General features: G+C 45.2%; 23 protein-coding genes. All 23 read left to right on the top strand.

What is annotated here, in order from left to right; all coding sequences use genetic code 11:
• Positions 1-103: 103 nt before the first annotated feature.
• The 23 genes from ACHKAR_RS18025 (at position 104) to ACHKAR_RS18135 (ending at position 24,448) form a co-directional block, all read left to right on the top strand.
• The gene (locus tag ACHKAR_RS18025; protein ID WP_395418831.1) at positions 104-616 is read left to right on the top strand and encodes a DUF3347 domain-containing protein; all 513 of its coding nucleotides are present in this window, start codon (positions 104-106) and stop codon (positions 614-616) included.
• A 76-nt stretch (positions 617-692) separates the two neighbouring features.
• Positions 693-1,145, top strand: coding sequence for a 5-fold beta-flower protein (locus tag ACHKAR_RS18030; RefSeq protein ID WP_349530771.1), 453 nt, complete (start codon positions 693-695; stop codon positions 1,143-1,145).
• Positions 1,146-1,240: 95 nt separating this feature from the next.
• Positions 1,241-1,678: a hypothetical protein gene (locus ACHKAR_RS18035; RefSeq protein ID WP_395418832.1), complete on the top strand. Its 438-nt coding sequence runs from the start codon at positions 1,241-1,243 to the stop codon at positions 1,676-1,678.
• 24 nt (positions 1,679-1,702) lie between these two features.
• On the top strand, positions 1,703-2,167 hold the full coding sequence (locus ACHKAR_RS18040) for a nuclear transport factor 2 family protein (RefSeq protein WP_395418833.1): 465 nt from the start codon (positions 1,703-1,705) through the stop codon (positions 2,165-2,167).
• Between the two features lie 46 nt (positions 2,168-2,213).
• The gene (locus tag ACHKAR_RS18045; protein ID WP_395418834.1) at positions 2,214-2,879 is read left to right on the top strand and encodes a hypothetical protein; all 666 of its coding nucleotides are present in this window, start codon (positions 2,214-2,216) and stop codon (positions 2,877-2,879) included.
• Between the two features lie 247 nt (positions 2,880-3,126).
• On the top strand, positions 3,127-3,816 hold the full coding sequence (locus ACHKAR_RS18050) for a class I SAM-dependent methyltransferase (RefSeq protein WP_395418835.1): 690 nt from the start codon (positions 3,127-3,129) through the stop codon (positions 3,814-3,816).
• 11 nt (positions 3,817-3,827) lie between these two features.
• The gene (locus ACHKAR_RS18055; protein WP_395418836.1) at positions 3,828-6,170 is read left to right on the top strand and encodes a multicopper oxidase domain-containing protein; all 2,343 of its coding nucleotides are present in this window, start codon (positions 3,828-3,830) and stop codon (positions 6,168-6,170) included.
• A 10-nt stretch (positions 6,171-6,180) separates the two neighbouring features.
• Positions 6,181-7,494 carry an APC family permease gene (locus tag ACHKAR_RS18060; protein WP_395418837.1) on the top strand — a complete coding sequence of 438 codons (1,314 nt, stop codon included), beginning with the start codon at positions 6,181-6,183 and terminating at the stop codon, positions 7,492-7,494.
• On the top strand, positions 7,491-8,204 hold the full coding sequence (locus tag ACHKAR_RS18065) for a PepSY domain-containing protein (RefSeq protein WP_395418838.1): 714 nt from the start codon (positions 7,491-7,493) through the stop codon (positions 8,202-8,204). The genes ACHKAR_RS18060 and ACHKAR_RS18065 overlap by 4 nt, the downstream gene beginning before the upstream one ends.
• Complete coding sequence (locus ACHKAR_RS18070) at positions 8,201-8,785, top strand: DUF2911 domain-containing protein (RefSeq protein ID WP_395418839.1); 585 nt, start codon at positions 8,201-8,203, stop codon at positions 8,783-8,785. Before ACHKAR_RS18065 ends, ACHKAR_RS18070 begins: the two co-directional genes overlap by 4 nt.
• Positions 8,786-8,804: 19 nt before the next feature.
• Positions 8,805-10,868: a copper-translocating P-type ATPase gene (locus ACHKAR_RS18075; RefSeq protein WP_395418840.1), complete on the top strand. Its 2,064-nt coding sequence runs from the start codon at positions 8,805-8,807 to the stop codon at positions 10,866-10,868.
• A 79-nt stretch (positions 10,869-10,947) separates the two neighbouring features.
• Complete coding sequence (locus ACHKAR_RS18080; protein ID WP_219956399.1) at positions 10,948-11,343, top strand: hypothetical protein; 396 nt, start codon at positions 10,948-10,950, stop codon at positions 11,341-11,343.
• A gap of 148 nt (positions 11,344-11,491) precedes the next feature.
• Complete coding sequence (locus ACHKAR_RS18085) at positions 11,492-15,868, top strand: CusA/CzcA family heavy metal efflux RND transporter (protein WP_395418841.1); 4,377 nt, start codon at positions 11,492-11,494, stop codon at positions 15,866-15,868.
• Between the two features lie 14 nt (positions 15,869-15,882).
• On the top strand, positions 15,883-17,082 hold the full coding sequence (locus ACHKAR_RS18090) for an efflux RND transporter periplasmic adaptor subunit (protein WP_320005610.1): 1,200 nt from the start codon (positions 15,883-15,885) through the stop codon (positions 17,080-17,082).
• 14 nt (positions 17,083-17,096) lie between these two features.
• Positions 17,097-17,513, top strand: coding sequence for a Fur family transcriptional regulator (locus ACHKAR_RS18095; RefSeq protein ID WP_201430291.1), 417 nt, complete (start codon positions 17,097-17,099; stop codon positions 17,511-17,513).
• A 113-nt stretch (positions 17,514-17,626) separates the two neighbouring features.
• Positions 17,627-17,932: a hypothetical protein gene (locus ACHKAR_RS18100; RefSeq protein ID WP_144606382.1), complete on the top strand. Its 306-nt coding sequence runs from the start codon at positions 17,627-17,629 to the stop codon at positions 17,930-17,932.
• 18 nt (positions 17,933-17,950) lie between these two features.
• Positions 17,951-18,568: a hypothetical protein gene (locus tag ACHKAR_RS18105; protein ID WP_144606384.1), complete on the top strand. Its 618-nt coding sequence runs from the start codon at positions 17,951-17,953 to the stop codon at positions 18,566-18,568.
• Between the two features lie 13 nt (positions 18,569-18,581).
• Complete coding sequence (locus tag ACHKAR_RS18110) at positions 18,582-20,531, top strand: heavy metal translocating P-type ATPase (protein WP_201430289.1); 1,950 nt, start codon at positions 18,582-18,584, stop codon at positions 20,529-20,531.
• Positions 20,532-20,575: 44 nt separating this feature from the next.
• Positions 20,576-21,424, top strand: a complete 849-nt coding sequence (locus ACHKAR_RS18115) for an RteC domain-containing protein (RefSeq protein WP_320002386.1) — start codon at positions 20,576-20,578, stop codon at positions 21,422-21,424.
• Between the two features lie 89 nt (positions 21,425-21,513).
• The gene (locus ACHKAR_RS18120; RefSeq protein WP_395418842.1) at positions 21,514-21,795 is read left to right on the top strand and encodes a helix-turn-helix domain-containing protein; all 282 of its coding nucleotides are present in this window, start codon (positions 21,514-21,516) and stop codon (positions 21,793-21,795) included.
• Between the two features lie 16 nt (positions 21,796-21,811).
• Positions 21,812-22,576 carry a hypothetical protein gene (locus ACHKAR_RS18125; RefSeq protein ID WP_395418843.1) on the top strand — a complete coding sequence of 255 codons (765 nt, stop codon included), beginning with the start codon at positions 21,812-21,814 and terminating at the stop codon, positions 22,574-22,576.
• Positions 22,488-23,222, top strand: coding sequence for a P-loop NTPase family protein (locus tag ACHKAR_RS18130; RefSeq protein WP_395418844.1), 735 nt, complete (start codon positions 22,488-22,490; stop codon positions 23,220-23,222). Before ACHKAR_RS18125 ends, ACHKAR_RS18130 begins: the two co-directional genes overlap by 89 nt.
• A gap of 110 nt (positions 23,223-23,332) precedes the next feature.
• The gene (locus ACHKAR_RS18135; protein WP_395418845.1) at positions 23,333-24,448 is read left to right on the top strand and encodes a Fic family protein; all 1,116 of its coding nucleotides are present in this window, start codon (positions 23,333-23,335) and stop codon (positions 24,446-24,448) included.
• The last annotated feature ends 3 nt before the right edge of the window (positions 24,449-24,451 follow it).

Consider the following 24,451-nt stretch of genomic DNA (forward strand, 5'->3'; position numbering starts at 1 on the left):
AACAATAAAAAAATGGGTCAGCCGGATGGTCTGGGGAGTAGTCATTCTTCTGGTCACTGGTTTAGCCCTGATTCAAGTATTTAACCTTTAAACAAATAGAAAAATGAAAAAAACAATGATCATGCTATGTCTGGCTTTAGTAAGCTGGGGAGCAACCGCACAACACGACCATGCAGCACATGGTGCACAATCAAGTACCCAACAGATGGAGCCCATGTTCAAAGACAAGGCACTGGGTTCTTCCTACACGCACTACATCCATTTGAAGAATGCTTTGGTGGCATCTGATTTTCAGAAAGCAAAATCAGCTTCTGAAGCTTTGGTGAAAGCGATTCACAATGTAAAAGGAAGTGATAAAGTCCATACAGAGGTGGCCAAAGTTGCGCAGGCAGCTTCACTGGAAAACCAGCGAAAGGCTTTTACCGCCTTAAGCAATGAGATGGCCACTTTAGTGAAGGGTGCTGATATCAGCATGGGAGAACTCTATCTGGAATACTGTCCCATGGCCAACGGCAACACCGGAGGCTATTGGCTATCCAACGAAAAGGAAATTCGCAACCCATACTTCGGTGACAAAATGCTGAAGTGCGGGAGCGTAAAAGAGACGATTAACTGACCCTAGTTTTGGCATAAGGGATTGGGTTCACTATAAGCTGAGCCCGATCCTGACACCAGGCACAAATCAATCAGAAATGAAAAAGAACATCATTTTCAGTATAATATTCCTGGGAGGAATACTGCTGGCCGCACAGGGCCTCTTGGCACAGCCAAGTAGCAAGACAGAGCAACGCCTTATTCATATCAATGGAAAAGGCGAGGTATCGGATGACCGAGGCACCAAACTCGGATACATCAGCAAGGAAGACATAGTTTTCAACAATCAGAATCAAAAGCTGGGCTTTATCAAAAATGGTAAAGTGTATGATGCTGAAGGTAACTCCTTAGGTAAGGCCAAAAAAGATGGTCGCTATTACAACAATGATGGAGTCTTCATTTTGAATACCAAAGGGACTGATGATACCTGCGAAATCCTGGATCCGGAAGGTCACAAGCGAGGGACAGTTCATAAAAACTATAAACTTCATGCGTGTGCTGCGCACTGTTTCTTCTTGGAACAGGAAATGAAAAAAGAGGAAGATAAGTAAAATTAAAGCCCTGTTGGAGAGTGGCCTTTATGCTGGTGTTGTCTTGCATGCAATCCGGCCGCCACTCTTCAATCAGGCACTAAACTCTTAATACGATGAAAACGAGAAAACACAACGCCAGTCCAAAGTCATTGAGCAAAGACAAGTTAGTGGCTTATCTGACCTTGGTATCACTGATAGTTGTAGTTACTGTAGCGGTATTTTGGATTCAAGGTTACCACATGGGCTCATCAGTTAGTCTAACCAGTGATGAGATAAAGACCCCAGTTGACCCAAGCTTGGTATGTATGGTCAATGACGCCTATATGGGTGTAGCCCAAATTCCGGTACCTGTAAATGGCAAAACCTACTACGGCTGTTGCCAGGGATGTGTTGATAAGCTCAACAATCTGGAAAGTGCAAGGATCGCCATTGATCCGTACAGTGGTAATCCTGTAGATAAATCGGAGGCTTACATCGTGCTGATGAACCCGCAAGGTGCAGTTGCCTACTTTGAATCAGAGGCTAATTACAACGCATTTAAGAAAAACTAAAAACAATCCTTTAACCCAAAATCTATGAAATTGAAACTGCTTTTTTTAAGTCTTGCTGCCATAGTGGCCGTGAAGACTCAAGCGCAACAGTCGGATGAAATTAACCAGGTAAAACAAGTACTGGAATCATACAAACAGGCCATTGAAAGCCTCGACACAACGGGCACGGGTAATTTATTTGTATCACAATCAATTGTTGTTGAATCAGGCAAAGTTGAAGGCCGATATCAGGACTATCTGGCTAACCACCTGGGCCCGGAGCTCCATCATTTCGAATCTTTCAAGTTTAGTGACTATGAAGTAGCCATTGAAGTCGCTTTGCCATTTGCCTTTGCTACTGAAACCTACAAATACACCATTGTGCTAAGCAAGGACAAGTCAGTTATTGAGCGAAAAGGAGTTGCCTCCAGCATTTTGAAAAAAGAAAACGGTCAATGGAAAATATGGCAAACCCATTCATCAGCAAGAAAACCACAGACCAATCATTAATCACCTAAATAATTTAACAATGAAAAATATTCTAAAAGCAGTCGTATTGCTACTATTCACTACGGCAACCGTATCGGCTCATGACGGCCACAAAAGCAAACAAGACAGTACCGCCTTCGCCTTACAGGCGGATACCGTGGTGAATGCACAGTCCACCGGGGAAGAGCATACAGACCACACCCGTACCAGCGAGGCAGACAGCCACGATGCACATGCACAAGATGCACACCACGAAAAAAAGGTCACCGCAGACCTGGCCGATTTCCCTACAATCCATCCACTGATTGTCCATTTCGCTATCGTATTACTGATTGTGGGGGCCATTCTGGCGGTTGTCAACATCTATTTCATCAAAAAGGAATTGGCCTGGACAGCCTTTGCCCTGGTGCTGGTAGGTTTTATTGCTGCGTACTTGGCCGGCAGAAACTTCCATCCGCATACGCACGGACTAACCGAACATGCCAAGCTCGTGCTGGAACAACACGACTTCTGGGCTGACTGGACAATCAATCTTGGGTTTATCGGCCTGCTATTGCAAGGAATCAACCTATTCATTTTCCAATCAAAAAGATGGGCAATGGCTATCGTAGCAGTTGTGTTATTGAGCGCTGCTTATGCTGTGGCACAGGCAGGACATTACGGAGCACAATTGGTACACATAGAAGGTGTAGGGCCGGAAGGTAAATTTTTGGAACTGGAGCATGACCATTAAATGACTTGAAATCACCAGTATGCCTGGGTTATTTTTTGATTCGGTACTTACCTGTCCGGTATGTGGCCAGCAGCAGGTTTGCAGAATACCTTATAACGAGCAGCTAAATAGCTTCTATTGTAAGGGCTGTGAATGTAAGATTACTGTTCCGGGTGATCAGTGTTGTATTTTTTGTGCATTTGGTTCACATAAATGTTTGGTCTACCAAGGCTGGGAGAAATTAGAACAAAAACAATTGAGAGAAAAAATGAACCATGATGAACATAAGTCTGAGAAGAAATTCATCCCCGCACTCGGGTATGATTTTCTTACAGCATGGTACGATGCTACCATACGCATCACCATGCCGGAAAAGAAATTTAGAAACGAGTTAATTAACCGTTTAAAACCCGAACCTCTGGAGCAAATTTTTGAATTTGGTTATGGTACAGGAGCCAATCTGGCGATTGCCTCTTCACAGTCTCCCAACTCTTCATTTTTCGGATTGGACATTGATCCGAAAGTAAGGGAAATAGCTTTTTCAAAACTCAAAGACAAAGACATCTTGGTTGACCTCCAACTCTACAATGGAGATATTTTTCCCTATGATGATGCTGTTTTTGACAAGGCTTACAGTTGTCTGGTATTTCATCAATTGGATGATGAAACCAAGGCACATTGTTTCAGGGAAATCTACCGTGTATTGAAGCCGGGCGGCAAGCTCATCATTGGCGATTGGGGCAAAGCAAAGAACCGATGGATGCGCATGGCCTTTTACACTGTGCAGTTGCTGGACGGTTTCAAAACCACTACGGCCAATGTAAAGGGTTTGCTGCCGGATTACATCCGTGAGGCAGGGTTTTCGGATGTGCAGGAGACAGGCTTTATTAATACCAGGATCGGGTCATTTTGCTATTATGAGGGAACTAAATCATTGAAAATCAAAAATCAAATTTAATTACGGAAATCATGAACTTAAGATTCTACTATATTTTGACCATTTCTTTTTCGTTGCTTAGCCTGTCTACGAGGGCACAAAACCTCACTGAAAAATCAGTCGAAGGCAACACTGATAATCTTCCTGTAAGAGAATATGCCATTTCCATAAATGAGCTGGCAGTGAACAGGGCAGGCAAAGAAGTAATGGGAATGGCCATTAATGGCAGTATCCCTGGACCTACCCTTACTTTTACCGAAGATGAATATGCCGTAATATATGTAAAAAACGAGATGGATGAAGAAACTTCCATTCACTGGCACGGTTTGTTGTTGCCAAATTTTTATGACGGGGTGCCTTTCCTTACCACTCCGCCCATTGCCCCCGGGGAAACACAGAAGTACGAATTTCCCCTGAAACAAGCCGGTACCTATTGGTATCATTCACATACCATGCTGCAAGAGCAGAGTGGTGTTTTTGGCTCTATCGTCATCCATCCTAAAGAAGAAACCCTGGCCTATGACAAAGAGCTTGTTATAATACTTTCGGACTGGACAAATGAAAAGCCCATGAACGTACTTCGTTTCTTGAAACGAGGAACCGAATGGTACAACTGGCGAAAAGGTACGGCCACACCCCTCAACCGGGTTATTGCCAGAGGTGCAATGGGAGCACAGTTAAATTTCTGGAGGCAGAGAATGGAAAGTGCAGACATTGCCGATATATATTATCCGGCCTTTTTAGTTAATGGTGAACAAGTTCAGGAATATTCCAATTTCAAACCCGGAGAAAAGGTTAGGCTTAGAATTATTAACGGGGCAGCTTCTACCTCGTTTTGGATGACGTTTGGTGGTGAAATGCCGACCTTAGTTGCGGCCGATGGACTAAATGTTGAGCCGGTCAAGCGCAATAAAACATTTATTGCCATTGCGGAGACCTACGATTTTATTGTAAGTATTCCGGAAAGTGGAAAGATGGAATTTCGGGCCACCGCTCAGGATGGTTCGGGAACAGCCTCTGCTTTTTTGGGCCAAGGTGAAGTTTTAGCAGCCGAAGATGTTCCCCGCCCTGATAAAATAGGGATGATGATGCAAATGGCAAAAATGGACATGCGCATGGGGGCTCCTGCCCTAAAATTTAATCCTAAAAAGGACGATCCCCAAAAAATGATGGAGAACTGGGGAATGCAAATGAAAGGCGACAAAAACCCGGATAATGATATGCCGGGTATGAATATGGCCGGAAATAAGGAAGAGGTCTCCCAAATGGATCATTCCTCAATGGATATGTCTGATGATAAAAACTCCAAAATGGATCCGCCAAGTGCTCCCATGGCTGAAATGCCCGGGATGGAAAACATGGACATGTTTTCAGAATTCAATTACAATTATCTGAAATCACCTGAAAAAACGGTTTATGGTAAGGATGTTCCAGTCAATGAAATCCTCCTCAATCTTACTGGGAATATGAACCGCTACATCTGGAGCATGAATGGTATTCCCCTATCTGAAACCGATAAAATAAAAATCAAAGAGGGGCAAATTACCCGAATCACCCTTAACAACCTGACGATGATGCACCATCCCATGCACCTGCATGGTCATTTTTTCCGTGTCATCAACGAAAGCGGTGATTACTCACCCCTGAAGCACACGGTGAATGTGCCCCCCATGCAAAAAGTAACCATTGAGTTTTACGGGAACGAATATGGGGATTGGTTCTTTCATTGTCATATTCTCTATCATATGATGGGTGGTATGGCACGGGTAGTCAGCTATGATACACCGGAAGACCCTAGAATGAAACCCTTTCCAATTTCCAAACTGATTCACGAAACCAACCGCTTCTATAGTTGGGGAATGGCAGATGTTGCCTCACATAATACAACAGTCAATCTGACCACTTCAAACATTCGCAATCAATTCAATTTATCAATGGAATACGGATGGAATCAGAACCTGGAAGCTGAATTTTCTTATGAGTATTATCTGTACGATTATTTGAGGGTTTTTGGAGGTATTAATGTTGAGAATACCACCAGGAATAGTTTGGATGATATGAAGACAATTGCCGTGGCTGGTATCCGGTGGTTTACACCTTATATGTTCAATGTTGACCTAAGGATAGATAATGAGCTTCGGCCTAGAATTGGAATCGGTCGATCGCTGATGATATTTCCGAAGTTATCAATTTTTGGCTATTACGAATATCAAATTGACGCAGGATTGGTAAACGGTCTGGAGGCCGGCCAAAATTACAAAGAAGAAATTGTATGGAGTGCCGGTGCACAATACATGCTTTCTAAGAATTTTTCACTGATGACAAGCTATGACAACCGCTTCGGAGCAGGGGGCGGATTATCTGTCATGTTTTAATTAGGAAGTTATGGAAGAAAGTTATAAAAAAGGAAGTTTAAGTTTATTAGGATCAATTGCTTTAGGCACTGGTGTAATGATCGGTGCAGGAATCTTTGCATTATTGGGCCAGGTGGCTGAACTGTCAGGGACCTGGTTTCCTTACATTTTCGTTTTGGGAGCTCTCATTTCAGCATTTAGTGCTTACTCCTACATCAAAGTTTCAAATACGTATCCTTCGGCTGGGGGGATAGCCATGATTTTGAAAAAAGCTTATGGTAAATCAACCATAACAGCTTCTGCATCATTATTAATGGCACTATCCATGGTAATCAACGAAAGCCTGGTTGCCAGAACTTTTGGCTCTTATACCCTACAACTGTTCGAAGTTGAAAACAAGGAACTTTGGATTCCCATATTGGGTGTTGCTCTTTTGGTTAGCGCTTTTTTGATTAACATATCTGGCAACAAGCTGATAGGAAAGTCATCACAGTTCATGTCATTTATCAAAATTATCGGAATTCTGATTTTTGCCATAGGAGCTCTCTGGGCAGTGGGTTTTTCTCTGGAAGGGTTGATACCAAAAGCCATCAAAAACACTGATTATTCAGCAACCAGTTATATTGGGGCTTTAGCACTTTCCATTTTGGCCTACAAAGGATTCACTACAATAACTAATAGTGGTGGCGAAATTACAGAACCTCAAAAAAATGTTGGCCTGTCTATTATTATTTCTTTGTTGATATGCACAGTGGTGTATTTTCTGGTTGCTTTCGCTGTAAACTCAAGCCTTACAATCTCTGAAATTATTCAAGCCAAAGATTACTCCCTTGCTGAAGCTGCCAGACCTGCTTTTGGAGATTTTGGTCTTCATTTTACCGTTGCTATTGCCATAATAGCTACTATTTCGGGAGTGATTGCCAGCATTTTTGCAGTCTCTCGTATGACGGCTATGCTTACAGGTATGGAACTTATTCCACATAGTCATTTGGGCATGTCAGGCCGAATACAGAAGCATATGTTGGTGTATGTGGTGTTTATCGCTATCATCCTGACTATTTTCTTTGATCTGACCAGAATTGCTTCCATAGGAGCCATTTTTTATTTGGTGATGGACATCATTATTCATTGGGGTGTATATAAGTATTTGAGGAAGGAGGTGAAAGCCAATGGAACAATTGTACTCACAGCGATGGTGTTGGATTTCATCGTATTGGCAGCTTTCTTATGGATCAAGGCATCATCTGACCTTTTGGTTCTTATTGTTTCTGCATCTGTGATGCTAATAGTTTTTGCAGGTGAAAAATGGTTCTTAAGTCGAGCAGATAAATCTACCCAAAAATGAAACGAAACAGAAACTACTACATCCGCAAAACGCACCGGTATCTGGGGCTTTTTATAGGCATTCAGTTTATTGGGTGGACGATCAGTGGCCTCTATTTTAGTTGGACGGATATTGACAAAATCCATGGAGACCAGTTCCATCGTGAACATGTAATGACGCATTCACCCCCGGACTTAATCAGTCCGGCTCAGTTAGATTCAACGCTTGGTATTTCATCCCTTGAGCTTCGCTACATCAATCACCAACCGCATTATTGGGTCAACGATAGTCTGCTCTACAATGCCCAGACCGGGCAAATCAAAAAGGGCATAACCGAAACGGAGGCGGTCGAAATCGCACAGAACCATCTCGTAAAAAACCTGAAAATCCTGAAAACCGAATGGATTACTGAAACCGACAACCATCATGAATACCGTGGCAGGCCGCTACCAGCCTGGGCTGTCCACTTTGATCATCCCGAAAAACTGGTAGCGTATATTGATGCCTCCAATGGCCGCTTTGAGCGGGTAAGGCACAACAGTTGGCGTTGGTTCGATTTTCTCTGGATGTTTCACACCATGGATTATGCCGGGCGGGACAATTTCAACAATTGGCTGCTCAGGGCATTTTCAGTCTTTGGCCTTTTTACGGTGCTCTCAGGCTTTACACTTTACGCAGTATCCTCCAAAACTTTTATAGAAACCGCTTCAAAACTTAAAAAGAAAAAATGATGAACAAACTGATTTACACACTTGCACTGGGATTGCTGATCGCATCCTGCCAAAACAAAAAAAGCGAACACGGTGAGCATGAGCACCATCAGCCGGAAAAAGCACCTACTGAACAATCGGACAACTCGAAAAAGAGCATCCCTCAGGAAGCGCATGGCAATGTGAGTAATGCCCATGTTTCTATTAACTACCATTCACCAGCCGTTAGAGGTAGGGTCATTTGGGGAGGCTTAGTGCCTTATGATGAAGTGTGGGTGACAGGTGCACACAGCGCCACCAGTATGGAATTTTCCGAAGCAATCGAGGTAGAAGGAACAACCATCCCCAAAGGGAAATATGCATTCTTTACCATCCCCGGTCAGGAACGCTGGACGTTGATCCTGAACAAAAACTGGGAGCAGCACCTGGCCGATAATTACGATCAGGCAGAGGATGTCATCAGAATTGAGGTAACACCGGAAACGGAAATGCCACTTACCGAACGACTAACTTATACCATTGAAGACAAGGGAGAGGGCTCAGGTGCTATCCGCATGTCATGGGAAAAGCTCAGTATTTCCCTTCCCTTTAAAACAGATTAAACACTAAAAATTTTCACTCATGGAAAAGCATAACCACGACCATCAAAAGCATCACCATCATGAGCATGGTAGCGAGACTAAAAAGTCCCATTCATCAGGGCATCAAACCAACAACAAATCAGACCATCAGCATGGACACCATGACCACCATGCCATGATGATCGAGGATTTCAAAAAGCGTTTTTGGATATCTCTGGTACTCACTGTGCCAATCCTGGCATTGTCTCATATGATCCAACAATTACTGGGATTTGAGCTAACCTTTTTTGGTGATCAGTACGTCCTTTTTGGGCTTTCCACCATTGTCTTTTTTTATGGGGGCTGGCCTTTTCTCAAAGGACTTTGGGATGAGTTGAAAGACAAAAACCCGGGTATGATGACGCTGATCGCAGTGGCCATTACCGTGGCTTACGTGTACAGCTCGGCCGTAGTTTTTGGTTTGGAGGGAATGGACTTCTTCTGGGAGTTGGTCACACTGATCGTCATCATGCTGCTGGGGCATTGGATTGAGATGAAATCGGTCATGGGAGCATCACGAGCACTTGAATTGCTGGTGCAAATGATGCCTTCCGAAGCGCATTTGGTACAAGGAGACCAAATCAAGGACATCAAAGTAGATGAACTAAAAACAGAAGACATCATCCTGATAAAAGCTAATGAGAAAATACCTGCGGACGGCACAGTGGTGGAGGGCGAAAGCCACCTGGACGAAAGCATGCTCACGGGTGAGAGCAAACCGGTGAAAAAATCCAAAGGAGACCAGGTAATTGGTGGATCGGTAAATGGCAGCCAGTCCATCAAAGTAAAGGTTTCCAAAACCGGGAAAGAAAGTTACCTCAACAAAGTGATCACGCTGGTAGAAGAGGCTCAGAAAGCCAAATCCAAAACCCAAAATCTGGCCAATGTTGCTGCCAGATGGCTCACTTTCATTGCCATAGGTGCCGGTACTATTACGTTGGTTGCCTGGATCATCTTGGGTAAGCCGTTAGATTTTGCCCTGGAACGAATGGTGACCGTCATGGTTATTTCCTGTCCACATGCATTGGGTTTGGCCATTCCATTGGTCGTAGCAATTTCCACAGCTGTTTCCGCAAGCAAAGGCTTGCTAATCCGTAACCGTACCGCTTTTGAAAATGCCCGGAAAATTACTGCAATGGTATTTGACAAGACCGGGACTCTGACCGAAGGGAAGTTTGGGGTTTCACGATATGAGAGTCTGACGGATGATATAGACAAAGAAGAGCTATTGGCCTTTGCCGCTTCGTTGGAGCAGCAGTCCGAGCATCCAATTGCTCAAGGCATTGTGAAAGTAGCGAAAGAGGCAGGTCTGACATTGAAAAAGGTTGAAAATTTTGAATCGCTGACGGCCAAGGGCATTCAGGGCAAGATCGATGGACAAAACTGGAAAGTGGTCAGCCCCGGCTATCTGAAAGAAAACAACATAAACATCCCTGAACAGGCAGGATCTGATGCCGCAGAAACCATAGTTTTTGTGCTTTTGGAAGAAAAGTTGATTGGCTTCATAGCCTTGTCCGATCAAATCAGGGAAGAAAGCCCTAAGGCCATCGAAACGCTTCGGGAAAAAGGCATGAAACTATACATGGCTACCGGTGACAATGAGAAAACGGCCAAAGCAGTAAGCGACAAACTTGGGCTGGATGGCTACTATGGTGAAGTACTGCCCCATCAAAAAGTGGAAATCATTAAGAAACTCCAAAAAGAAGGGCACTTTGTGGCCATGACGGGTGATGGGGTGAATGATGCCCCTGCACTGGCACAGGCCAACGTGGGCATTGCCGTTGGTTCAGGCACAGACGTTGCTGCCGAGACAGCCGACATCATCCTGGTCAATAGCAACCCAAAAGACATTGCCAACCTGGTACTGTTTGGCAGAGCCACCTACAACAAGATGATCCAGAACCTCGCCTGGGCCACCGGCTACAACGCCATCGCATTGCCTTTGGCCACAGGATTTATTCCGGGTCTGGTGATTAGTCCTGCAATAGGCGCAGTATTCATGAGCCTGAGTACGGTCATAGTGGCCATTAATGCGCAATTGCTGAAAAGGAAGATGAAAAGCTGAACTATTTAGGAATCCCCAAGGGTACTTGCCGACTTTTGCAATACCCTTGCACATTAATTTTGCGTATATTTGCAGGCAAATGAATTCCATTCTATCCATATCGTTCAGCTTTCTGTTCCTGATGCAGGCAATGGGACCTACTTTGGATTTATGTTGTGAATTAGCAAAGCTTCCGGTGCTTTTTGAACACTACGAGGAATATGCAGAACATAATGGAACTTCATTCGCAGAGTTTATTGACTTTCATTATGGTGACGGGCAAAATGCAAAAGGCCACCATGATGACGAGCATGACAAAAACTTACCTTTTCACGGTCAGCACCAGTGCTGTCACGGATACACTTACATAGCCCAACTATGGGGGTATACAGAAATGACTCCCATTCATATTACAACAGAAATAAGAGCAACACGCTATAGTTTTTCTCTTTGTTCTGAGTACTCAGAATCCCCTTTTCAGCCTCCCAAGGCCTGATTTACCGGGCAATTTTCAAAATCAACCTTTGAATCATTGCATTTGTGCAATGCTGTAAGGTGCATTTTGCTATTTCCGTCCGGCATTCCACCGATGGGCATTTTTGCCCCAATCAATTCATTAAATCAGGATTCAAAATGCAAAATAAATGCTGGATAAAATCATTCAATTTTCAGTCAAAAACAAACTGATCATTGGCCTGCTCACGCTGGGCCTGGTCATTTGGGGAGGCTACTCGCTTACACAGCTTCCCATTGATGCCGTACCGGATATTACAAACAATCAAGTACAGGTTATCACCTCTTCCCCATCTCTGGCGGCAGAAGAAGTAGAACGTTTAATCACATTCCCCATCGAAATCACCATGGCCACCATCCCAGAACTGGACGAGATCCGTTCATTCTCCCGTTTTGGGCTGTCTGTGGTGACCATCGTGTTCAAAGAAGATGTGGATGTGTATTGGGCTCGTCAGCAGGTAAACGAACGCCTGGCCGATGTGCAAGCCCAAATCCCACCGGGAGTGGGGCAGCCGGGTATGGCCCCCATTACTACCGGATTGGGGGAAATTTATCAATATGTGGTAGGTACCGAACCGGGCTATGAAGATCAATATGACGCCCGTGAGTTACGGACGATCCAGGACTGGATTGTGCGAAGGCAGTTGCTCGGTACTCCAGGGGTGGCGGATGTAAGCAGCTTTGGAGGCTATCTCAAGCAATATGAAATTGCCATAGACCCGGACAGGCTCAAGGCCATGAACGTTTCTATAGCCGATATTTTTCAGGCACTGGAAGAAAACAACGAGAATACCGGAGGGGCTTATATCGAGAAAAACCTCAGTGCCTATTTCATCCGAAGTGAAGGTCTGGTAAGCGACATGGATGACATCCGTAACATGCTCATCAAAAATAATCAGGATGGAATTCCTGTCCTCATAAAAGATGTGGCAAAGGTACAGCTTGGGAATGCAGTACGGTATGGCGCCACTACTCGGGATGGTGAAGGCGAGGTGGTTAGCGCCATTGTAATGATGCTGAAAGGAGAAAACTCAGCTGATGTTATTGAGAATGTGAAGAACCGAATCGCTGAGATACGCAAAACATTACCGGAGGGAGTTACCATTGAGCCTTTTCTGGACCGTACAAAATTGGTAAACACTGCCATCGGTACAGTGAGCAAAAACCTGGCTGAAGGAGCCTTGATCGTGATCTTCGTTTTGTTGCTGCTGCTGGGAAATCTCCGTGCAGGTTTGATTGTAGCATCGGTAATTCCCCTTGCGCTCATTTTTGCCTTTGGCATGATGAACCTCTTTGGTGTGTCGGGCAACCTGATGAGTTTGGGAGCTATTGATTTTGGGTTGATTGTGGACGGAGCGGTGATCATTGTGGAGGCTACCCTCCATCACCTGGGTTTACTGAAACTTGGAAGAAAACTTACCCAGCAGGAAATGGACCAGGAGGTTTATCAATCTGCAAGCAAAATAAGGAACTCAGCCGCATTCGGGGAGATCATTATTCTCATCGTGTACCTGCCCATCCTTGCTTTAGTAGGGATAGAAGGCAAAATGTTTGGCCCTATGGCACAGACTGTAAGCTTTGCTATACTGGGTGCTTTTATCCTTTCGCTTACCTATGTACCCATGATGTCCGCTCTTGTACTAAGTAAAAAGACGGAATACAAACCCAATATTTCAGACAAGATCATGGCTTTCTTTCATAAACTGTACGACCCGACAATTCGTTGGGCGATGCAAAAACGGCCATTGATGTTAGCCATTGCACTTGGATTATTTGGCACCTCCCTTTGGGTTTTTTCCAATATGGGAGGGGAATTTATTCCAACACTTGAGGAAGGCGACTTTGCGGTAGAAACCCGGGTGATTACAGGAAGTTCCTTACAAAATACGGTTGCAGCTACTACCCAGGCGGAAAAAATTCTACTCGAACAGTTCCCGGAAGTAAAGCAGGTAGTATCAAAAATTGGTGCAGGAGAAATCCCGACCGATCCCATGCCGGTAGAAGCTGCTGACATGATGGTGATTCTGAAAAACAAAGATGAATGGGTCACAGCCTCTAACAGGGAAGAACTGGCCAACAAGATGGCCGAAGCGCTGGAGGTTATTCCGGGAGTTACTTTTGGATTTCAGCAACCCATCCAGATGCGTTTTAACGAACTCATGACAGGAGTTCGCCAGGATGTGGCGGTTAAGATATACGGAGAGGATCTCAATGAGCTTTCGGAGTATGCCGAACAGATAGGACGGCTGGCTTCTGGTGTGGAAGGAGCTGAGGATTTGTACATAGAAGAGGTAACTGGTGTTCCGCAAATTGTCATTAATTACAAACGGGATCAACTGGCCAAGTACGGCCTGAGCATCCGGGATGTAAACCGTTCGGTACAGGCAGCCTTTGCTGGGGCTTCAGCCGGACTGGTATATGAAAATGAAAAGCGTTTTGACCTGGTGGTCAGATTGGATAAGACCAACAGGGAGGATGTAGAGTCCGTTCGGAACCTTTACATCGCCCGCAAAGATGGGCACCAAATACCGCTCTACCAGGTGGCCGAAGTGGAAATCCAGGAAGGCCCTTACCAAATCCAGCGAGACGACACCCGCAGACGGATCATTGTAGCTTTCAATGTACGTAACCGGGATGTAGAAAGCATAGTAACCGAGCTTCAGCAGAAAATTGATGAATCGGTGGTATTTGCTCCTGGCTACACCGTTTCTTACGGTGGCCAGTTTGAAAACCTCGTGGAAGCCCGTGAACGACTCTCCTTTGCTGTACCGTTGGCCCTTCTATTGATTTTTGTATTGCTCTATTTCACCTTCGGTTCCATTAAGCAGGGCATCCTCATTTTTACAGCCATCCCACTTTCTGCTATAGGTGGCATCTTCGCTTTATGGCTCAGGGATATGCCTTTCAGTATTTCGGCAGGCGTTGGTTTCATCGCTTTGTTTGGGGTAGCGGTGTTGAATGGGATAGTGCTCATCAGCGAGTTCAATCACCTGAAAAAAGAGGGCATCTCCGATATTTTCGAGCGGATTTACAAAGGGACAAGTGTACGTCTGCGCCCGGTAATCATGACGGCTGCCGTGGCTTCCCTGGGCTTTCTGCCGATGGCACTTTCCCAATCAGGTGGAGCAGAAGTACAGCGTCCACTGGCCACCGTGGTGATTGGCGGGTTGATCACTGCTACTTTCCTGACACTGGTTGTGTTGCCTATCCTTTACTATTATTTTGAAAGAGGGATTAAAGTAAAACCCGGAGCAGTAGCCCCATTGTTGGTTATTGGTTTACTGAGCATTCAGGTTTCCAAAGCCCAGGCCCAGGAATCACCTGCTTCCTTTCAGTCCCTGGATGAGGCGATACAAATAGCGATCCAAAACAATCCGACCTTGAAAGCAGCGGACCTGCAAACTCAGCAGGAAAGAGCACTAAAAGGTGCCAGTTGGAATTTGTCCAAAACCAATTTCAGCCTTACACATGGGCAGTACAACAGCATTTACGACAATGACAATCAGTTCAATATCTCTCAATCCATCGAATTTCCTACGGTTTATGCCAATCAAAACAAGCTGGCCAATGCGAGGATGGAAGCAAGCGAATGGCGTAAAAACGCCACGCAAAATGAACTGGTGCAGCAGGTAAAAGCTACCTGGTATATCCTTTGGTTTGAAAAAAGCAAAAGACAGTTATTGCTGGAGCAGGACAGCATTTACCAGCGATTCGTACGGGCAGCAGGTCTTCGCTATCAAACGGGGGAAAGTAACTTGCTGGAAAAAGCAACAGCTGAGTCGCAGGTAGCTGAAATAAAAGCCATGTTGCAGCAAAACCAGTCCGATATTGAAATCTATCAGACCCAGCTTCAAACCTTGCTCAACCTGGAAAGCCCGATAGATATCACAGTGGGCAACCTGAAAGCAAGGGAAAGCAGAGTATTACTCGATACGCAAGGCATTGCGAATAACCCAACACTTGCCTGGTTCCGCCAACAAATGGTAGTAGCCGAAAGAGAAAAATCGGTGGAGAAGTCACGACTACTACCGGATCTCACAATAGGTTATTTCAACCAGTCTCTCAATGGTCCAAATCAGGATTTGGATGGCAATCCGGTCACTTTCACTTCCAGCGACCGCTTTACCGGTTTTCAGGTAGGAATAGCCATCCCCATTTTTGGTGCCAAGTCGCAAGGATCGGTCATCAAGGCTGCCGAATTGAAAAAGCAGGAAAACGAAGCAAGGCTACAAGCGGTGACCAACGAACTGCAAGGCAGGCTAAGGTCTCTCATTCAGCAGTACCAAAAATTTCAGACCAGTATCGACTACTACGAGCAAAACGCCCTGCCTCAGGCAGAGCTAATTCTCAAACAAGCTCAGAAAGGATTTGAAAACGGGGAAATTGGCTATGTAGAATACATCCAGGGACTTAACCGGGCATTGACAGTCCGGTTTAATTACCTGGACATTCTCAACCAATACAACCAGACCATTATCCAGATCGAGTTTATCTCAGGCGTTCAATAAAAAGAAATCAACAAATGAAAAATACAATCAAATACATCAACAGAATCTCAATAGTTTTTATACTGGGATTGACTATTGCCTCCTGTGGTTCAAAAAATGAAGGAACAACAGAGGAGCATCACGAAGAAGGTGAGAATACGGTAGAACTCACTGAGGCACAATACGATCAGGCAGACATTCAGATTGGAAATGCCGAAAGAAAGGTTATCGGTTCTGAGCTACGGGTTAATGGAGTGATTGACGTGCCTCCTCAGAGCAATATTTCCATCAACATGCCCTATGGTGGCTTTGTGAAATATACCGAAATGCTGCCGGGCAGCAAAGTGAAAAAAGGTCAGCTTTTGGTAGTGATTGAAAATCCGGAGTTTATCCAGTTCCAACAGGATTATCTTGAGGGCTTGGCCAATCAGGAATTTCTGAAAGCAGAATATGACCGTCAGAAGGAGTTGTTTGATGAAAAGGTGGCCTCTGGCAAAACCTTTCAACAGGCTAAAAGTGACTACCTGGCCAATGAGGCACGAATTAAAAGCATGGAAGAACGTTTGAAAATTATCGGTTTCAATCCAGCAAAAATACGTCAAGGTACCGTTTCAGCGTCTGTCAATATTTATGCCCCGGTAAACGGTTCAGTTCGAGAGGTGTACACCAATGTAGGCAAGTACATCAACCCACAGGATGTGATCATGGACATCACCAATGCCGAAGACCTGCATGTGGAACTGACGGTATATGAAAACGACATCCCACGGGTAAAGGAAGGTCAGCGCATCCGTTTTGCCCTGGCAAATTCACCCGAAGAATGGCGGGAAGCCGAAGTGTTCCTTGTGGGCAGTGGAGTAAGGGAAGACCGTTCCGTAACCGTACACGGCCACCTAAAGCAGATGCATGAAGACCTGAAGCCGGGCATGTATGTGGCGGCTAAGATCGAAACCGACAGCAATGAAACCTTGACTGCACCGGAAGCCTCCATTGTGCGGTTTGGCGGCAAACAATACGTTTTTTCTTATGCGGGTAAGAAATCAGAGAACGGTGAAACCGTACACGATTTTCAAATGCTGGAAGTCATCAAGGGATATACCGAAGACGGCTATACGCAGATTTCTTTGGCCGATACAGCGGAGGACTTGAGCAACATTCAACTTGTCACCGAAGGTGCCTTCACCTTGTTGGCGAAAGCCAAAAATACAGAAGAAGAAGGAGGACACGGGCATTAAAATAAAGGACACCTATGATCAAAGAACTCGAAAATAAACTCAAAGAAAAGGACATCCGACCAACAGCCATGCGGCTGTTGGTGCTGGAAGCCCTGACCAGTCAGGAGGCAGCCATCAGCCTTTCTGACCTGGAAAAAGCATTTGAAAAGTCGGACAGGGTGACACTATTCCGCACCCTGAAGACCTTTCAGGAAAATGGACTGGTGCACAGCATAGATGATGGTACCGGAGCGCCCAAATACGCCTTATGCGAAGAAGGCTGTGAATGCAATATCGAACGGGATTTGCACGTACATTTCCATTGCAGGGTGTGTAGCGAAACCTTCTGTTTGCCCAAGTACAAAATCCCGGAAATTGACCTGCCAGATAAGTTCAAAGGCGAAGAAGCCAACTTGGTGGTAAAGGGAGTTTGCGGGAAGTGTGCAGGATGAAAATTGCAATTACTGTGCATTGTGTTTACACGTATTTTCAGGTAGGTACTTAACAAGATGAGATTCAATACTCATAATCATGTATGCCCCACGAACTTCTTAAAGCAATCACTATGGACGAAAACAAAATCACTTGCAAGCTCACTACTCTGGAGCTGAGGTTAAGAAAAGCTACTGTGATAGCTTCCTTAAAAGAGATGGTATTAGAAAAACAGGAACTTGTCAACGGGTTCAGGTACAGGTTTGATGGCTCGGATCAAACGCTGGACCTAATCAGCGACTTCATCAAAACCGAACGGCTTTGCTGTGACTTTTTCACTTTCAGTCTTACGGTTGCCGGGCCAAGATCTCCTATCTGGCTTGAACTATCAGGGCCCGGTGGAGCAAAAGCATTTATCGAAAACGAGATAGAATTCTAGATTTAACCCAAGCCGAACATGACCACCTTACTCACCGGTACCATCATGCTCAGTCTCCTGCACGGTCTGATCCCCAGCCATTGGTTGCTTGTGCTGGCACTGAAAGAACGGTTTGGCTGGCAAGGTAGCAAGACGGTTCGCATTGCGGCTATGGCAGCTCTGGCTCATTCGCTGAGTACCTTTCTGTTGGGCGTGTTTCTGGGCTTATTCAGCCTTTCACTGGCAGAAACGCTTAACAGTTACACCCGTTGGGTCATTCCTGCTTTGCTCATTGCCATAGGGTTCTATTTCATCATCCAACACCACAGACACCATCATTTTCACTTCAATGAAAAGCAAAAGCTGGACCAGGCCGGAGCAACACAAGTAGTGACCTTGCTGGTATTTATGATGTTTCTTTCCCCCTGCCTGGAAATTGAAGCCTACTTTCTGATGGCAGGGACTCATGGATGGCCGATGATCCTGACCGTGGGCTTGCTCTACACCATCGTTTCCGTGTTAGGGATCACCTTTTGGGTGTACCTCGCCCAGAAAGGCCTGCACCGTTTCAACTGGCACAGGCTGGAGCATAATACCGGGCTGGTTTCGGGGTGCATCCTCATTGTCACGGGCATCATTTCCTTTTTCACACATTAAAACAGACAAGCGTATGACTAATACTAACAATATAGACAACAAAGCCTGCTGCAGCACCGACCAGCATCCGGACAAACCAAAAAAGCAGGAGGAAAAAACCTCCTCCAGTTTCCTGCAAACCTGGGGAAGTGGTATTGTAAGCCTTGTCATTCTGCTTGCAGGAATAGCCGCTGATCAATGGGGACAGCCTGCATTTTTCCAGGGATGGATCCGCATAGGCTGGTATGTGCTGGCCTATTTGCCTGTGGGTTGGCCGGTATTGGTCAAAGGCTGGAAGTCCATACTGAAAGGTGATGTGTTCACTGAATTTTTCCTCATGGGCATAGCCACTCTGGGAGCTTTTGCCATAGGCGAATATCCTGAGGCGGTGGCGGTGATGCTTTTCTATGCCATCGGGGAGCTGTTTCAGGATGCAGCAGTGAACAGGGCCAAACGCAACATCAAAGCCCTGCTGGACATACGCCCGGATTCGGCCTCTGTATATAGAAGCGGGCAAATGGTGTCCGTACACCCGGAAGAAGTACAAATTGGGGAAACCATACAGGTGAAACCCGGAGAAAAAGTACCGCTCGATGGGGAAATGATCAGTGAAAAAAGCAGCTTCAATACTTCCGCCCTGACTGGTGAAAGTAAACCTGCCACCTACAACAAAGGAGAAAATGTGCTGGCTGGGATGGTGAATCTCGACAGGCTGATTGAGCTGAAAGTAACCAGACGGTTCAACGAAAGTTCACTTGCCCGCATCTTGGAGCTGGTGCAGAACGCCACTGCCCGCAAGGCAAAAACCGAGCAGTTCATCCGTAAGTTTGCACGGGTTTACACACCCATTGTTACCTTTCTGGCAGTGGGATTGACCTTCCTGCCTTACTTTTTTGTAGAAAACTATGTGTTTGAAGACTGGCTTTACCGGGCATTAATCTTTTTGGTGATCTCATGTCCCTGTGCGCTTGTCATTTCTATTCCACTTGGTTATTTCGGAGGGATTGGGGCAGCTTCCCGCAAAGGCATATTATTCAAAGGTTCCAACTTTCTTGACCTCATGACCAGAGTGAACACCGTGGTGATGGACAAAACAGGTACGTTGACCAAGGGAGTGTTTGAAGTTCAGAAAGCCGTGACCATGGACGGAATTACTACAGATTGGCTTAGTCTGGCGGCTGCTATGGAAAGCAAATCCACCCATCCCATCGCAAAAGCCATTACAGAATATACTAAAAAGCAAGGCAAAGAAATTTCAGAACCCGAGCAACAGGAAGAAATAGCCGGGCACGGTCTGAAAGGAAAAGTAAATGGTAAGCATGTGCTCATCGGCAATCAAAAGCTGATGGACAAGGAGGGGATCGTTACCTGTGCTGATGCTGCCGGAGAGGTTAATACCGTCATCCATATAGCCGTTGACCAAAAATATGCCGGTTACCTGGTGATAGCAGATGAACTCAAAGAGGATGCTGCCCAGGCAATCAATGCATTACACAAATCAGGAGTTCGGGAACTGATCATGCTGTCAGGAGACAAGAATGCAGTGACCCAACAAGTGGCAAAATCACTCGGAATAGATAAAGCCTTTGGTGATCTGTTACCGGAACAAAAGGTGGAAAAGGTTGAAGAACTGAAAAAGGATACCAACCGTATCATCGCTTTTGTGGGGGACGGTATCAACGATGCTCCCGTCCTTGCTCTGGCAGATGTGGGCATGGCAATGGGTGGTTTGGGTAGTGATGCCGCCATCGAGACAGCCGATGTGGTCATTCAGACCGACCAGCCCTCTAAAATTGCTACTGCTATTCAAATAGGTAAACAGACTAAACGGATCGTATGGCAAAATATCGGCCTGGCTTTCGGTGTAAAAGTCATAGTCCTTGCCTTGGGTGCCGGAGGCCTGGCCACTATGTGGGAAGCCGTATTTGCCGATGTGGGAGTGGCACTACTGGCAATATTGAATGCGGTGAGGATGCAAAAGTAATTAGGAATATTTAAAGCTATGGAAATGATAAACTCACTTTTTAAATGTCTGATAACTATAACCAACTATATGAAGATTTAGAAGAAAAGCTTAGAATGATCGATTTGGAGGAAGATAACCTCCTCAAAAAATCTGAACAGAGCTTTCAAATGGTCCTGATTGCCATTAACCAGTTAAGGGAGGGCTTGACTAAAAACCCATTAGATTCTCAAGCTAGCGAAATCCTGTTTTTCAAGGAGATCAAACCGAAATTCGTTAGTAAGCTCATCTACCACCTCAGTGTATTCAATATTGAAACCAACAAACCCAACGGAGGGATCAAGGTAAGACGCAAGTACTATCAGAACGAGTTAGATAAGCTCAAACGGTACTTTGATAACAACCTGGAGTTTTACCGCTATTACCGGACACACAGCAACTACCTGGACCACAAGTATTTTGTCCGTGGCAAGCAAGATATACGCTTAACCCTTGATTCATTTTTTTTCGAGACCGATCCAAATTTCTCTACCAGCCATGATTTTAAAGTTTCCAACATCCTGGCCAATGATCTGCTCAACGTCTATTTGGAAGATGAATTGAATAAGCTGGATATGAGGGACTTAAGCAACGGAAAATCACAAGTCGAACCGAAGGGGAAAATGGCATGGACAGACTCCAAAGTAGCTCTGATTGAGCTGATGTACGCCCTCCATGCCCGTGGGGTCTTTAACCATGGCAGAGCAGACTTGAAAGAAATTTCCAAATGTTTGGAAGACACATTTGGAGTAGATTTAGGGCAATACCACCGCACATTCCTCGAAATACGTATCAGAAAGACAGGAAGGACGAAATTCCTCGATTCCCTGCATGAAAGCCTTATCCGCAGAATGGATGAAGCTGATGAGAAATAGCACAAAATCTTTCCCAACTTCGGTTTGCCTTGTGAATAAAACCCACTAAACGGGAACATCTTCGCTATTCAATCAACATTTGTTAAGATATGGCAGCAGAAGTTATTACTACGGATGACCTTCGTGAGTTCAAGATTGAACTCCTGGAAGATCTCAAAAGGCTACTCAAAGAACATTCCGGACAGCCAACCAAGAAATGGCTGAAATCCTATGAGGTTCGCAAGCTCCTGGGCATTTCGCCCGGCACATTGCAGAACCTACGGGTAAACGGCACATTACCTTTTACCAAGATAGGAGGAGTGATCTATTATGACTATGCAGACATCCAAGGGATGCTCCAGTCCAATAAGTTTCAAAACCGCTTGAGGTAAAAGCACATGGCCGGGCATGAACTACATCAAGCACCTTTCCGCAGCGTTCCAGCAGATGGATGCAGATACCAGGCTCACGCCCTACCACATCAGTTTGTATATGGCCTTGTTCAGGCGGTGGAATCTCAACTTTTTCAGGAACCCGATTTCTGTATCCCGGGACGAACTGATGAGGTTGTCAAAAATCGGTTCAGTGAACACCTACACCAAGTGTCTGAAGCAGTTGGATCAATACGGGTATGTCCGCTACGAACCGTCATACAATCCGCATCGGGGTAGCCTCATTTACCTGTACAGTTTTGATAAAGGTAGTGAGACAGGTGCTGATACAGGTAGTGAAATAGCCGTGAGACCTTATACAAACAATACAAACCCTTTAAACAATGAAAACGAAACAAACTTGGGTGAGCGAGCCAAAAATTTTGATAGAGGTTCAAATGCTAAGGAAATGAAGGAAAAAGAAAAGTTGCGGCAAAAGAAAAAGGAAGCTGCTGGCTATGGCCCGGACATTCCTCCCTTGGAAGCCCATGTGAAAATCTACTTTGACGAAAAAGGCTATCCGCCCGTGGAGGCCGAGAAGTTTTACAACTACTTCCAGAGCAATGGCTGGCTGGTAGGTGGCCGCTCCAAGATGAAGGACTGGAAAGCAGCCGCCCGCAACTGGATGCTGAACGCACAAAAATTCAATACCTATGCAAAAGATCAGCGAAACCATCAGCCAGGTCCTAAACCCGGAAACCTCCACTCAGGAACCGGCAAGGACTATGGCGAGCCGCTCTAAGTCTCACTCAGAGAGTGTTCGAAGCAACGTCATCCAGTTCGACAAATGCCTTGAATTCCTGGAGAAAGCAGGCAAAGCCTACACTAGTCCAAAATTCAGGATATGGAAGGAAGACCACTTGATTATATTCAAACTTTTGGTCTACTTCTATCAGGACAAACCCAATGCTGAAAAGCACGGCATTGACCTCCACAAGGGCATCTTGCTGACTGGTCCGGTCGGTTGTGGCAAAACCTCCCTGATGACCCTGCTTCGCTTCATGCTTGCACCCAAAGAACAGTACATCATCAAATCCGCTCGTGATATCACTCTGGAATTCATCCAGGACGGCTATCCTGTTATCAACAAATACTCCAAAGCAGCCTTCCAGCAAACAAGCGGAGAGCTGATCCCTAAAGCCTATTGTTTTGATGACCTGGGAGTAGAGTCCAACATCAAATATTATGGAAACGAAACCAATGTGATGGCCGAGATCCTTCTAAGCCGCTACGATATGTTCATTGGTCGGCACATGCTCACTCATGCTACCACCAATCTTTCCGCCAGTGAGATTGAGAACTGTTATGGGAATAGGGTAAGATCGAGGATGAGAGAAATGATGAATGTGATTGCTTTTGATAAAGAAGCGAAGGATAAAAGGGTGTGACATGTCCCAGCGTGGTACATGTGCAGGTTTTCATGTCCTATTCTTAAGGTTTTTGTCTCATGTCCCATCATGGTACATATAACTTGTTTCATGTCCCAATTTTCGTATTTTTGTCTCACGTAATTATAGGAATGAAGAATATTGATCCCTCACAGCCTTTCAATGATTTGCCTCTTTTACCTCCTCCGGTGGAAAAAGTGGAGACTATCGAAATCCTCAAACAGGAAAGTAAAGCTGCTGTTGCCCTTGCAGAGCTGAAGGGATTGGCAAGAACCTTACCCAATCAGGGTATTTTGATCAATGCCATTGTACTCAAAGAAGCACAGGCCAGTTCAGAGGTGGAGAATATTATTACTACACATGACAAGCTCTACCAGGCTTTGGCGGCCAAGTCAATGACAATTGATCCTTCGACAAAGGAAGTCCTACGATACAGGGAAGCCCTGCTCTATGGCTTTGAAGAGATTAAAAAGAAAGGCTTCCTAAACACCAATGGTATTGTCCGGATTCAATCCATATTGGAAGAGAATGAGGCCGGAATTAGACAACTACCTGGTACTTCCCTAAAAAACGATCTGACGGGTAAAACCATCTATACACCACCGGACGATAAAGAAACAATAGTCAGACTGATGAAAAATCTGGAAGACTTTATCAATGATGAACCCGATAGAATGTCTCCCCTGATCAGGATGGCCATACAACACTACCAGTTTGAGAGCATCCATCCATTCTATGATGGAAATGGCCGGACGGGCAGGATTATTAACGTGCTTTACCTCATCCTTCACAATCTGTTGGAAATACCCATGCTGTACCTCAGTGGCTACATTATAGGCCACAAAGGAGCTTACTACAAATTGCTACAAGAGGTGAGGACTAAAGACAATTGGGAAGGTTGGATATTGTTTATGCTTAAGGCCATTGAGGATACTGCGACAAAGGCCATTTCCCAGATCCATGGGATCAACAGCATCTTCAATGAGATCCAGGATAAGGTAAAAAATGAAGCCCCGAAAATTTACTCGAAAGACTTGATCGAACAATTGTTTGTTCACCCCTATACCAAAATAGAATATATCTCTAATGGGCTGGGCGTAGAAAGAAAAGCCGCTTCCAGGTACTTAAAGACTTTGGAATCCATTGGAATCCTAAAACTCGAACCTATCGGGAAAGAGAATATTTTCATCAACCAGCAATTGTACCAACTACTGAAGCAAAGTTAGACC

The organism is Marinoscillum luteum (assembly GCF_044005705.1).
GTDB classification, from domain to species: Bacteria; Bacteroidota; Bacteroidia; order Cytophagales; family Cyclobacteriaceae; genus Marinoscillum; species Marinoscillum luteum.